The 13030-nt window shown below is 67.7% G+C and carries 10 protein-coding genes; all 10 read right to left on the bottom strand.

All coding sequences use genetic code 11. The features are described 5' to 3' along the window. Positions 1-202 precede the first annotated feature (202 nt). The 10 genes from recN to murG all read right to left on the bottom strand — a co-directional run bounded on the left by recN (position 203) and on the right by murG (position 13029). Positions 203-1876 carry a DNA repair protein RecN gene (gene recN / locus GPJ75_RS11210; RefSeq protein ID WP_163268104.1) on the bottom strand — a complete coding sequence of 558 codons (1674 nt, stop codon included), beginning with the start codon at positions 1874-1876 and terminating at the stop codon, positions 203-205. A gap of 12 nt (positions 1877-1888) precedes the next feature. Beyond that, a complete protein-coding gene (locus GPJ75_RS11205) occupies positions 1889-2755 on the bottom strand; it encodes an outer membrane protein assembly factor BamD (RefSeq protein WP_163268102.1) in 867 nt (288 codons plus the stop codon). Positions 2756-2921: 166 nt separating this feature from the next. Then, the gene (gene lpxC / locus GPJ75_RS11200; RefSeq protein ID WP_163268100.1) at positions 2922-3872 is read right to left on the bottom strand and encodes a UDP-3-O-acyl-N-acetylglucosamine deacetylase; all 951 of its coding nucleotides are present in this window, start codon (positions 3870-3872) and stop codon (positions 2922-2924) included. 274 nt (positions 3873-4146) lie between these two features. Further along, entirely contained in the window at positions 4147-5772 is a 1626-nt protein-coding gene (gene ftsZ / locus GPJ75_RS11195) for a cell division protein FtsZ (protein WP_163268098.1), read from the bottom strand. Positions 5773-5839: 67 nt separating this feature from the next. Then, the gene (gene ftsA, locus GPJ75_RS11190; RefSeq protein ID WP_163268096.1) at positions 5840-7150 is read right to left on the bottom strand and encodes a cell division protein FtsA; all 1311 of its coding nucleotides are present in this window, start codon (positions 7148-7150) and stop codon (positions 5840-5842) included. Next, positions 7147-8046: a cell division protein FtsQ/DivIB gene (locus GPJ75_RS11185; RefSeq protein ID WP_246249024.1), complete on the bottom strand. Its 900-nt coding sequence runs from the start codon at positions 8044-8046 to the stop codon at positions 7147-7149. Before GPJ75_RS11185 ends, ftsA begins: the two co-directional genes overlap by 4 nt. After that, positions 8034-8960 (bottom strand): D-alanine--D-alanine ligase, encoded by a 927-nt coding sequence (locus tag GPJ75_RS11180; RefSeq protein WP_163268092.1) that lies wholly within the window; start codon positions 8958-8960, stop codon positions 8034-8036. The genes GPJ75_RS11185 and GPJ75_RS11180 overlap by 13 nt, the downstream gene beginning before the upstream one ends. A gap of 591 nt (positions 8961-9551) precedes the next feature. Continuing rightward, positions 9552-10514, bottom strand: coding sequence for a UDP-N-acetylmuramate dehydrogenase (gene murB / locus GPJ75_RS11175; RefSeq protein ID WP_205602506.1), 963 nt, complete (start codon positions 10512-10514; stop codon positions 9552-9554). Continuing rightward, positions 10511-11908: a UDP-N-acetylmuramate--L-alanine ligase gene (gene murC, locus GPJ75_RS11170; RefSeq protein WP_163268090.1), complete on the bottom strand. Its 1398-nt coding sequence runs from the start codon at positions 11906-11908 to the stop codon at positions 10511-10513. Before murC ends, murB begins: the two co-directional genes overlap by 4 nt. Then, positions 11905-13029 (bottom strand): undecaprenyldiphospho-muramoylpentapeptide beta-N-acetylglucosaminyltransferase, encoded by a 1125-nt coding sequence (murG, locus tag GPJ75_RS11165; protein ID WP_163268088.1) that lies wholly within the window; start codon positions 13027-13029, stop codon positions 11905-11907. The genes murC and murG overlap by 4 nt, the downstream gene beginning before the upstream one ends. Position 13030 lies beyond the last annotated feature (1 nt).

The raw sequence follows: 13030 nt of genomic DNA, 5'->3' as shown, positions 1-13030 counted from the left end.
GGTATAGGAAAACATTCCTGACAGGTGCTGACAGGCATGCAGCGGCCGCTGCCGCCGCTGGCGGCGGAGTTGAAGCGGCTGGGCTGGGCGTTCGACCGGGTGGAGATGAGCGAGAGCGGGAATGTGCACCGGTTGGTGCTGGGGGGATGGCGGGGCCCCCTGCATGTTCAGGCCGGCTCGCCTGAATGCGGCCTTCCCCACTTCACTCCGCCGCCGCGTTCTCCCGCAACAGCCGTTCGGCCGCCGCGCGGGCCTCGTCGGTGACGGTGGCGCCGGCGAGCATGCGGGCGATCTCCTCCTGGCGGGAGGCGGCGTCCATGACGGCGACGCCGGTGGTCACGCGGTCGAGGCCGCCGGACTTGGCGATCAGGTAGTGGGTGTGGGCGCGGGCGGCGACCTGTGGGGCGTGGGTGACGGAGAGGACCTGGATGCGGCTTGCGAGGCGGGCGAGGCGCTGGCCGATGGCGTCGGCCACCGCGCCGCCGACGCCGGTGTCGATCTCGTCGAAGACGAGGGTGGGTGCGGAGCCCCGGTCGGCGAGCGCCACCTTGAGGGCGAGCAGGAAGCGCGACAGTTCGCCGCCGGACGCCACCTTCATGATCGGGCCGGGCCGCGTGCCGGGATTGGTCTCGACCCAGAACTCCACCCGGTCGATGCCCTCCTCCATGCGGTCGTCGGGCTCGCTGTCGATGTTGACGATGAAGCGCGCCCGCTCGAGCTTCAGCGCCGGCAGTTCGGCCATCACCGCCTCGACCAGGGCCTCGGCCGTATGGCGACGCTCCTGCGAAAGCAGCTTCGCCTCGCCGTCATAGGCCTCGCGGCGCGCCCGCGCTTCCTTTTCCAGGAGCCCCAGCCGCTCCTCGCCGGCGTCGAGGTCGGCAAGGTCGGCGTCCATGCGGTCGCGCAGGGCGGCGAGGTCGTCGACCGTGACGTTGTGCTTGCGTGCCGCGGCACGCAGGGCGAAGAGCCGCTCCTCCGCCTGCTCGAGGCGCTGGGGGTCGAACTCGGCGGCGCGCATGGCCTCGTCGACGGCGCCCTGCGCGGCGTCGAGCGACAGGAGCGCCTCGTCGAGCGAGGTGATGATCTCTTCGAGAAGCCCCGGCGCCTCCTGCGCCTTGCGCTGCAGCCGCCGCAGGAGGCTGGCAAGGGTGGGCAGCGGCGAGGCGTTGCCGGAAAGCACCTCCTGTGCATCGGCGATGTCGGAGGCGGTCTTCTCGGCGCGCATCATCTGCGCGCGCTCGTCGGCCAGCGCCGTTTCCTCGTCCGGCTGCGGGTCGAGCTTTGCAAGCTCCTCCACCGACGCGCGCAGGAAATCGGCCTCGCGCGCGGCCGCCTCCACCTTCGCCCGGTGGCGGGAAAGCGCCTGCTCGGCCTCGCGCCAGGCGCGCCATGCCGCCCGCACGGCCTCGGCACGCAGCCCGAGCCCGCCGAAGGCGTCGAGCAGGTCGCGGTGCGCGGCCGTGTCAACCAGCGCGCGCTCGTCGTGCTGGCCGTGGATTTCCACCAGGGCATGGCCGAGCCGGCGCATCAGGGCGACGCTGGTCGGCTGGTCGTTGATGAAGACGCGGGTGCGCCCGTCGGCCGTCTGCACGCGGCGCAGGACGATATCGCCCTCCTCGTCGACCGCGTTCTCGCGCAGCAATTCGCGCGCCGGGTGCGCGGCCGGCAGGTCGAAGACCGCCGTCACCTGCCCCTGGGCCGCCCCATGACGCACCAGCGACGCATCACCCCTGGCGCCGAGCGCCAGGGAGAGCGAATCGAGCAGGATGGATTTTCCCGCCCCCGTCTCGCCCGTCAGCACCGACAGCCCGGAGGAAAAGTCGATGTCGAGCCGTTCGATCAGGACGATATCGCGGATCGAAAGGTGCGAGAGCATCGATTTGCGCGATTAGCTTCCCGTGATGAGGGATGCGGCCCTGGAGATCCAGGAGCCGGTGTTCTCGCGCGGCTCCAGGCCGCCCGATTGCAGCAGCGCGTAGGAATCCTTGTACCAATCGCTCTCGGGGTAGTTGTGCCCCAGCACGGCCGCCGCCGTCTGCGCTTCCGAGGCGACGCCCATGGCGTAGTAGGATTCGGTGAGGCGGGCCAGCGCCTCCTCCACGTGACGGGTGTTGCCGTAGTTTTCCACAACGCCGCGGAAGCGCCGGATGGCGGCGATATACTCGCGCCGCTCCAGATAGTAGCGGCCGATCTGCATCTCCTTGCCGGCGAGCTGATCGTTGGCGAAGCGGATCTTTTCCCGGGCATCGGCCACATATTCCGAATCGGGCCAGCGCTGTACCACCTGCTCCATGGCTTCGATGGTCAGGCGCGCGTCCCTCTGGTCCTGCGTCACTTCGCGGATCTGCCGGAAGTGGCTGAGCCCCGTCAGATATTGCGCGTAGGCGGCGTCCTCGCTCGTGGGATAGAGCGTGACGTAGCGCTTGCCGTTGTTGATGGCCTCGGGGTATTGCCCCTGCCTGTAGTTGGCGAAGGTGCTCATCAGAAGCGCTTTGCGGGCATATTCCGAATAGGGATGCTGCCGATCGACCGCCTCGAACTTGGCGATCGCCTCCTTCATGCGCCCGGAGTTCAGGTTGGCAAGGCCCTGATTGTAGAGCGCGTCGGCCGGCTCCGTCTGCTCGACATAGGTCGACAGATCGAGGTCCTTTTCCGCGTTGCAGGCGGTCAAGAGAAGCGGTGTGACCGTTGCGGCGATCACCAGTGAAGAGAACCGAGGCCGGCGATCGGTGCTGGCAGCGCGTCTAAGGAACATTCGCGGGTCGCCCCTCCGGCGTTTTTCTGAACAGAAATAATGCACGCACTCTTAATGCAAAAACGGCGCGCGCGGCAACGCTATCGAGGTGCAATGGCACTTTTTTGTGGCAAGGGAGGACAGAAAGGCCCTTGTCCCCACATCATCCCGCCCTGGGGCGAAAGGATCAGAGCATCCAGGGCGCGTAGACCGGCGCGTTGACGGCGACCATCTCGGCGCCGCGGCCGCGCTCGCGCCGTGCCGTCTCGACGATCTCGAAGGCCGAACGGTCGGTGAGGAGATGCCTGAGCGCGGTCGCGTTGAGGCGGTGGCCGCCGCGGTAGGAGCGGAAGCAGCCGATGAAGCGCGCCCCGGCCAGCGCCAGATCGCCCACGGCGTCCAGCATCTTGTGGCGGACGAACTCGTCCTTGTAGCGCAGGCCTTCCATATTGATGACCCGATGATCCTCGCCGATGACGACGGAGTTCTCCAGCGAGGAGCCGAGCGCGTAGCCGGCCGCCCACAGCCGCTCGACATCCTTGATGAACCCGAAGGTGCGGGCGCGGGCGACCTCGCGCGCGAAAACCTCGGCGTTGAGGTCGACGGACAGCGACTGGCGGCCGATGGCCGGGCTGTCGAAGTCGATCTCGATCTCGAAGCGGGTGCCGTCATGGGGCCGGAACTCGGCCCAGGAGCTGCCGATGTCGATGCGGACCGGCTTGACGATGCGGATATAGCGCCGCTTCTTGGCGAGCGTCTCGATGCCGGCCTGCTGGAACGCCTCGACGAAGGCGCTGGCGCTGCCGTCCATGATCGGCACTTCGCCGCCGTCGATCTCGATGGCGACGTTGTCGATGCCCATGGCCGACAGCGCGGCCATCAGGTGCTCGACGGTGGCCACGTGGTCGCCCGCCGGATCGCCGAGGCCGGTGCAAAGGTCCGTCTCGCCGACCTCGGCCGCCAGCGCGCGGATCACGCGGCCCGAGGCCTCTTCGTCGACGCGCTGGAAAACGATGCCCGTGTCGGGCTCTGCCGGGCTGAAGTGGACGGTTACGGCTTTTCCGCTATGGACGCCGATTCCGGACAGGCTAAAACGCGACTTAAGCGTGGTTTGGTATTCGAGCAACTCAATCCCCATTGTCCCGCCCCCAACCACACGCACGCCTTTTCCGTGCGGGCGGTCCTTTCAACGAAGCAGGACTAGCCCCAATAACGCCCTTGGCTCCGCAACTGTTCGCGGCGGAAGATAATGTTCCGGTTGGGCGACGCCAAATCACGCTTTCTTACCCTATGTTACGGTATAGCGGCATTGCATTCGACCCGTAATTATTTGTTTTGAAATCGTTTTTTCTATGAACGCAGACGGGCGCCGCAGCACCCGCCCTTACCATCCGTTAACACCTGTGGCCGACTCAGTTCGCCTGCCTTCTGAGGAAGGCGGGGATTTCCAGCTGGTCGTCTTCCTGCGCTGCGCGCGGCTGCTGCTGCGCCACACGGCCGTGCTCGTCGAGCTGTCCGCGGCGCGGCGCGTAGAGCTGGCTCTCGCTGCCGGCCGCGCGGCGCGGCTCCGGCTGGCGCAGCCGCGGCTCCGGCGGCTGGGCTGCGGGCTCTTCCTCCTCGCGGCGGGAAAGGCCGTGGGTGAGCCGCCTGAGCAGGCCTACCGGGCCGCGCTCCTCCTGCTCCTCGGGGGCCGCATGGCGGCCTGCCTCGAGCTCGGCCTGCACCACCGGCGGGAAATCCTCAACGCGCGGCATGCGCGGCTGGGCCGGCGCCGGCTGCGGCTGAGCGACCGCCTCAACGGGCGCTGCCGGCCGGGGAGCGGGCTCGGGCTGCGGCTGCGCGGCCGGCTTGAAGAGCTTGCTCTGCGGCCGGAAGCCGCCCTGCGACTGCGCCGCGTTCTGCTCGGCCGCGCGGATCGCCTCGGCGACCGGGTCCTCCTCGGCCTCGGCCGTCGCCACCTCGCGCGCCGCCTGCGGCTGCGGTGTCTCCGTGCGCGTCTCGGGCCTGTGCTGCGGCTGGATCGGCCGCGGCTGCTGGCGGATAGCGGTGGGCGGCGAGGAGATCTCGGCCGCCGACTTGTCGATGCCGGTGGCAACCACGGAGACGCGGATGACGCCCTCCAGATCCTCGTCGAAGGTGGCGCCGAGGATGATGTTGGCCTCCTGATCGACCTCCTCGCGGATGCGCGTCGCCGCCTCGTCCACCTCGAAGAGGGTGAGGTCGCGGCCGCCGGTGATCGAGATCAAGAGGCCCCTGGCGCCCTTCATGGAGGTCTCGTCGAGCAGCGGGTTGGCGATCGCCGCCTCGGCCGCCGCCATGGCGCGGCCCTCGCCGGAAGCCTCGCCCGTGCCCATCATGGCCTTGCCCATCTCGCGCATCACCGAGCGCACGTCGGCGAAGTCGAGGTTGATGAGGCCTTCCTTGACCATCAGGTCGGTGATGCAGGCGACACCGGAGTAGAGCACCTGGTCGGCCATCGCGAAGGCGTCGGCGAAGGTGGTCTTGTCATTGGCGATACGGAAGAGGTTCTGGTTCGGAATGACGATGAGGGTATCGACGCACTTTTGCAGTTCCTCGATGCCGGCGTCGGCGGTCTTCATGCGCCGCTGCCCCTCGAAGTGGAACGGCTTGGTGACGACGCCGACGGTCAGGATGCCCTTCTCGCGCGCCGCGCGCGCCACGACGGGAGCCGCCCCCGTGCCCGTGCCGCCGCCCATGCCGGCGGTGACGAAGCACATATGGGTCGACGACAGGTGATCCATGATCTCGTCGATGCACTCCTCGGCGGCGGCCTGGCCGACTTCCGGCTGCGAGCCGGCGCCGAGCCCCTCGGTCACCGCCGCGCCGAGCTGGATGATCCGTTCGGCCTTGGAGGTGGTCAGCGCCTGGGCGTCCGTGTTGGCCACCACGAATTCGACGCCGTCGAGGCCTGCCGTGATCATGTTGTTGACCGCATTTCCGCCGCCGCCGCCGACACCGAACACGGTGATCCTCGGCTTCAGCTCGGTAATGTCCGGCTTCTGCAGGTTAATGGTCATTTCCTCGTCCTTTCCGCCTTGTCCGCCGCCTCGCCGCCGCGGCCATAGTTGTGGGGCCCATCCCCCGTCAAAAACTCTCACGCAACCACTGACTGACGCGCTGCAACCGTCCCCCGGTCCCCGTCGCGCGTGTGAACATGCCGCCCTTGGAGATGCGGCTTTCGAAATCCGCCACCTGCGGATAGATCAGGAGCCCGATGGGGGCTGCGAAAGCCGCCCCCTTGGCCGCTTCCGGCAGGCCCTTCACGCCGAGCGGCCGGCCAAGACGCACATTGCGGCCGAGAAGCCGCCGCGCCGCTTCCGGCAGGCCGGCAAGCTGGCTCGCGCCTCCCGTCAGCACAACGCGGCGCCCCACCAGATGGCCATAGCCGGAGCGGTTGAGCCGGTCGCGCACCATCTCCAGCGTTTCCTCGACGCGGGCGCGTACGATGCGTGTCATCACCGCGCGCGGCACCTGCAGGCTTCCTTCGCTCTCCTCGCCGCCGATGGGCTGGATGGCGATGACGTCGCGGTCGTCCGCGCTGGCCGGCAGCGCCGAGCCATGCATGACCTTCAGCCGCTCGGCATCCTCAAGGCGCGTCGAAAGCCCCCGCGCAAGATCCATGGTCACATGATTGCCGCCGACCGGCAGCGCGTCCGAATGCACGAACTTGCCGTCGACGAAGACGGAGATCGTCGTGCAGCCGCCGCCCATGTCGATGCAGGCGGCCCCCATCTCGGCTTCGTCGTCCACCAGGGCCGCAAGGCCGCTGGCATAGGGCGTGGCCACCATGCGCTCGACCGAGAGGTGCGCGCGGTTGATGCAAAGCTCCAGATTGCGCAAGGGCACGCTATCGGCCGTCACCACATGCATGTCGACGCCCAGCGTATCGCCCACCATGCCGCGCGGATCGCGGATGCCGCGCTCCGAATCGAGCGAGAAACCGACGGCCAGCGAATGCACGACCTCGCGCTCGGCGCGCAGCGCCTGGCGCGCGCCGGCAGAAAGCACGCGGTTGACGTCCGATTTGGCCGCCTCGTGCCCGCCCAGATTGATGGTGGCCGAGGCCGTCTCGCTCTTCAGCCTGCCGGCCGAAACGTTGACGATCAGGGAATCGACGGTCAGCCCCGCCATCCGCTCCGCCGCGTCGACGGCGAGGCGGACCGCCTGCTCCGCGCGTTCGAGATCGACGATCACGCCCGACTTCACGCCTTCCGACTTCTGATGACCGATGCCGATCACCTTGATGCGGTGCGTGCGGTGCGGCAGCGCCCTGCCGCCCTCGCTGGGCAGCAGGCGGGCAATGATGCAGCAGACCTTGCTCGACCCCACGTCGAGGACCGTGATGATGCCCGAACGCCGCTGCGCGGCGTTGCGATCGCCCAGAAGCCAGCTCATATCCTGGCTCCCTTCTTGCGCCGGTCCATCAGTTCCTCGAACGCCGCGTTGCGCTTTTCCGCCGCATCCGGCGTCAGCGCCACCGTCACGCGGTCGGGCAGGCGCAGGTCGATAGCCTCGATATCGCGCGCGAAAAGCGCATATTCGGCATCGAGCCGCGAGGCCTCCGCCAGCGCCGCCTCAAAGCCGTTTTCCGGCAGCTTGACGGTGATGCCGTTGTCGAGCCGCAGATCCCACCGCCGATCGGCAACGCGGATATAGGCGCGCACGCGTCCGTCAAGCCCGCGCACCCGCGATACCTTTTCGATGAAGGCGGGTCCGGCCCCGTTGGCGCCCGCGCCGATGAGCAGCGGCAGCCCCGCCAGACGCCCGCCGTAGAACGGAGCGATGGTATCGCCGTCCTCCTCGATCACCGAGAGCCGGCTTCCCTGCTGCCACAGGGCAAAGGGCTCGCGCTCGACGATGTTCACCACGACCGTCGCCGGATAGACCTTGCGCACCTCGGCACGCTCGACCCAGGGAAGCTCGGCGATGCGCTCGCGCGCCGCCCGCACGTCGAAACCCACCATCGACGTCCAGCCGTCGAGGCCGATCTGCTGCAGGACGTCGATCTCCGAGGCATGGTGGTTGCCGCGCACATCGACATCCTCGATGGCGAAGCCGACGCGCGACGTGGCTGCCCGCACAACCTCGTCCATATGCCCGCCCTTGAGCCCGCCATAAAGCCCGGCGAGCGCAAAGAGGACGCAGGTCGCCATCGTCGCGGCGAAGCGCGGCGGCTCGATGCGGTCGATATCGACACGCTGGAGCATGCGCGCCGGGCGACGCAGCCACCGCGGCAGCACCAGGCCGGCCTCGCCCGGGCGACCGCCCTTATCCGACCTCAGCGCGAACACGACGCGTCCTCCACCATCCAACTCAACAATCCACCAAATCCAATTCCTGCCTCGACTGCGATGTCCGGCACCAGGGAGGTCGGCGTCATGCCCGGTTGAGTGTTGAGTTCGAGCCAGACCAGCTCACCCTCTTCCGAGAAACGGTCGTCGTAGCGGAAGTCGGAACGGCTCACGCCCCGGCAGCCGAGCACCTCGTGCGCAGTAAGGGAGAGTGTCTGTATTTTTTGGTAAATATTCGGTGAAATTTTTGCCGGGCATTCGTGTTTTGATCCACCCGGAACGTATTTCGAATCGTAATCGTAGAAGGAATGCCCCACCGGCACGATCTCGCACACGCCGAGCACCTTCTCCCCCATCACCGCGCAGGTGAGCTCGCGCCCGGCGACGTAGCGCTCCACCATCACCTTTTCGCCGTATCCCCACTCGTCCGAGCCGAGGATTTGCGGAGGGTGCGACTGGTCTTCGCGCACGATGACGACGCCGAAGCTCGATCCCTCGTTGACCGGCTTGACGACATAGGGCGGCTCCATCGGATGCGTATCGGCGATCTCGAAACGGTTGACGATGCGCGAGGGCGCAACGGGGATGCCGGCCGCCCGCGCAATGGTCTTCGCCAGATCCTTGTCCATGGCGAGCGCCGAGGCGAGCACGCCGGAGTGCGTGTAGGGAATGGCCAGGTATTCCAGAACGCCCTGGATGGTCCCGTCCTCGCCATAGGGCCCGTGCAGGGCGTTGAAGGCGACATCCGGCTTCAGGTCGCCGAGCACGCGGGCGATGTCGCGGTCGACGTCCACGCGCGTCACGCGGTAGCCCTCCGCCTCCAGGGCGTCGGCGCAGGCGGTACCGGAAGAAAGACTGACCGGCCGCTCGGACGAGAACCCGCCCATCAACACGGCCACGTGCTTCTTCTTCATCTACCGGTGCCTCTCTCAGGCCCTTGCCGGTTCGGCGTCTTCACGAATCCATTCCCCTCGCTCCAGAGAAGCCCCCTGGCGCAAACACCGCCGACTCAAATCAGGAAAGCTTATGCCCAAAGAATCAGAGAGTTGATTCAGTGGCAAGGCCTTGAGATTCCGTTGGATTCAAATTTTCGGTAAATTTGCAAAATGTGATCGTAAAAGGGCGCATTCCTTCCGGCGTCGCCGGACCCCTACCCTCAATCCCTCCCTTTGGACGGGAAGGCGTAGCGTTGCGGCCGGCAACTCCTCGCCCCCACCACGTGGGGGAGAGGTGTATCGGCCGTAGGCCAAGACGGTGAGGGGGCCGGCTCGGCAGCGCCATTTGCACAGTGTTGCCCGCGGGTGGTGCCTTGTCGGATCGAGACGGGCGCGGATGGAAAAGGCGGCGCCATCTCCCCCTCACCGACCCCGCTTACGCGGGGCCACCTCTCCCCCACATTCGTGGGGGCGAGGAGCCGCCGGCCGCAGCGCCGGCGCCTTCCCATCCACGATATGGAATCCCATAGCCCTTGTGGGGTATGCCAGCGATCCCGTACAAACGGGAAGCTAAAGCAGCTGCCCCAGGAACGGGTCGATCGCGTGGCCCGGTTTGAAGGCGCCGATGCGTTTGATTTCCCATTCGAGGTGGATGCCGGAATTCTCCAGCACCCGCGCGCGCACGGTCTCGCCCAGGAACTCCAGATCGTAGCCGGTGGCCGTCCCCGTGTTGATCATGAAGTTGCAGTGCATGGGCGACATCTGCGCTCCGCCGATCATCAGCCCGCGGCCGCCGGCCTTGTCGATCTCTTTCCAGGCCGACGTGCCTTCCGGGTTCTTGAAGGTCGAGCCGCCGGTCTTCTCGCGGATCGGCTGCACCGTCTCGCGGTGGTGCTGTACGGCGTCCATCGCCGCGCGGATGGCCTTTTTGTCTTCCGCGTAGCCCTCCATCACCGCCGAGGTGAAGATGAGGCCGGCGGGCGCGGAGGATTTACGATAGGCGTATCCCATGTCCTCGTTCGTCAAAACGTGGAGGTCGCCCTTGCGGTCGAGCGCCCGCACTTCGACGACGCGCTCGCGCGTTTCCACGCCGTTGGCGCCGGCGTTCATGCGCAGCGCACCGCCCAGGCCGCCGGGGATGCCGTGATAGAAATGAAAGCCGCCGATGCCCGCTTCGAGCGCGGCCGCCGCAAGCCGCTTGTCGGGGATCGCCGCCCCGGCCCTGATCCGCGTCGGCGAAATCACCTCGGCCTGGCCGAACCCCTTGGTCGACAGGCGCACGACGAAGCCTTTCAGGCCGCCGTCGCGCACCAGGAGGTTGGAGCCGATGCCGACGACGGTGATCGCAACCTCTTCCGGCACGGCGCGCAGGAAGGCCGCGAGGTCCTCCTCGTCCTGCGGCTGGAACAGGACTTCCGCCTCGCCGCCGGCGCGGAACCAGGTGATCTTGTCCATGCCGGCGTCGGGCGTAAGCTTGCCGCGCAGGCCGGCAAGCCGGGTGCCGAGCTTCCTGACGAGTTCCTCACCATTCATGATGAGAGCTCCTCGGGCAGTAGATAGGCCCACTGGGTGATGTTGCCGGCGCCCAGGAAGACGACGAAATCGCCTTCCTTGGCGATGGCGCGCACCAGCGGCGCGATCTTCTCCGGCCCTTCGATGAAGCGGGCGTCGCGGTGGCCGGCCGCCCGCAGGCTCGCCACCAGCGTTTCGGAGGAGATGCCGTTGATCGGCGTCTCGCCCGCCGCGTAGACGGGCGCCACCAGCACCGTGTCGGCATCGTTGAAGCAGGAGGAGAAGTCGTCGAAGAGGTCGCTGAGGCGCGTGTAGCGGTGCGGCTGGGCGATGGCGATGATGCGCCCGCTCGTGGCCTCGCGCGCGGCCCTGAGCACGGCGCGGATCTCGACCGGGTGATGGCCGTAGTCGTCGAAGATCTGCACGCCGTTCCAGGTGCCCGTCTGCGTGAAGCGCCGCTTGACGCCGCCGAAGGCGGACAGCCCCTTGCGGATGTCCTCGGCCGAGATGCCCATCTCATGGGCGACCGCGACCGCCGCAACCGCATTCGTCACGTTGTGCCGGCCGGGCATGGGCAGGCGCAGGCCCTCGATCGTCTCGACCGTCTCTGCCTTGCGGCCACGGATGGTCACGTCGAAGACCGACACCGCCCCGTCCATGCGGTGGTTGGAGAAGCGGATGTCGGCCTGCGGGTTCTCGCCGTAGGTGATGACGCGGCGGTCCTCGATGCGGCGCACCAGCGCCTGCACCTCCGGATGGTCGATGCACATGACGCCGAAGCCGTAGAACGGCACGTTCTCCACGAACTGGCGGAAGGCCTCGCGCACCTTGTCGAAGGAGCCGTAGTGGTCGAGATGCTCGGGATCGATGTTGGTGACGACGGCGATCTCGGCCGGCAACTTCAGGAAGGTGCCGTCGCTCTCGTCGGCTTCCACCACCATCCAGTCGCCCTTGCCCATGCGGGCGTTGGTGCCATAGGCGTTGATGATGCCGCCGTTGATGACCGTGGGGTCGAGCCCGCCGGCATCGAGAAGGGCGGCGACCATGGAGGTGGTCGTCGTCTTGCCGTGCGTGCCGCCGATGGCGACCGCCTGGCGGAAACGCATGAGCTCGGCCAGCATCTCGGCACGGCGCACGATGGGCAGAAGCCGCTCGCGGGCCGCCTTGTGCTCCGGGTTGTCGCGCTTGATGGCGGTGGAGATGACCACCACTTCGGCTGCCCCGAGATTCTCCGCCTTGTGGCCGACGAAGACTTCGATGCCCTTCTCGCGCAGGCGCACGACATTGGCGTTTTCGGCCTGGTCGGAGCCCTGCACCTGATAGCCGAGCGTGAAGAGCGCCTCGGCGATGCCGCTCATGCCGATGCCACCGATGCCGATGAAATGCACGACCCCGATTGTCTGCGGCATCTTCATGCGTCCGCTCCCTCTCTCATAGTGGCTGCCGATTGCCCCGACGCAATAGCCTCTGTCAGGTCGGCAAGCAATGCGGCGGCATCGGGCCGGCCGATACCGCGCGCCGCCACGGCCATGGCCGCAAGGTGCCCGCCGTCGCCGAGCAGCGCCGCAAGGTCGCCGGCAAGGCTCTCGGCGGTGATGTCCGGCTGCCGCCTCATCAGCGCTCCACCCACGTCCACCAGAAGCTGTGCGTTGTGGCCTTGATCGTCGTCAAGGGCGTGCGGCAGCGGCACCAGGATCGCTGGCCGACCGATGACGGAGAGTTCGAGCACGGTCGAGGCGCCCGAGCGGGCGACGACGAGGTGGCTTGCCGCCATGCGCGCCGGCAGGTCGGCGAAGAAGGGCGAAACCTCGGCCGCGACACCTAGTCCATTATAGCGCTCCCTGACGCGCGCCTCATCTTCCGGCCGCGCCTGGTGGGTGATGAGGAGGCGCGAGCGCAAGGTTTCGGGCAATCCCGCGACCGCTTCCGGCACCATGTCGGAGAAGAACCGCGCGCCCTGGCTGCCGCCGAAGACGAGAAGGCGCAGCGCTTCCCCTTCCGATGGCGCGGCATAGGGCGTGTCGGCGACGTCTAGGACTGCCTGGCGGACCGGATTGCCGGTCACGACGATCTTCTCAGCAAAAGGGCCCTCGGCCTTCAGGAAGCCGCCGGCGATCGCCGTCACGCGCCCGGCGAGCGCCTTGTTGGCACGCCCCATCACCGCGTTCTGCTCGTGGATGATCGTCGGCACGCCGCGCCGCGTAGCGGCGAAGAGGGGCGGCAGCGTCGGGTAGCCGCCGAAGCCGACGACTGCCCTGGGTTTCAGCCGCGCGATCAGTGCGGAAGACTGGCGCACGCCGCGCCAGATGGCGAGCCCGCTGCGCAGGAGGGTGAGCGGGTTGCGCGAGCCGAAGGTGGCGGCATCGACGGCGTGTACGGCCTCGGCCGGAAAGCTGTCGGCAAAGCGTGCGGCGCGGGCATCGGTGACAAGGTGCACGGACCAGCCGCGCTTGCGCAGCGCGTGGGCCAGTGCCTCGGCTGGAAAGAGGTGCCCGCCGGTGCCGCCGGCGCTGAGAAGGACGGTCCTGCCTTCCATC

Origin of the sequence: Chelativorans alearensis, from assembly GCF_010993735.1 — a bacterium.
Classification (GTDB): domain Bacteria; phylum Pseudomonadota; class Alphaproteobacteria; order Rhizobiales; family Rhizobiaceae; genus Chelativorans; species Chelativorans alearense.
Note: the sequence above shows the minus strand (reverse complement) of the source record. Positions and strands in the feature narration are given on the sequence as shown.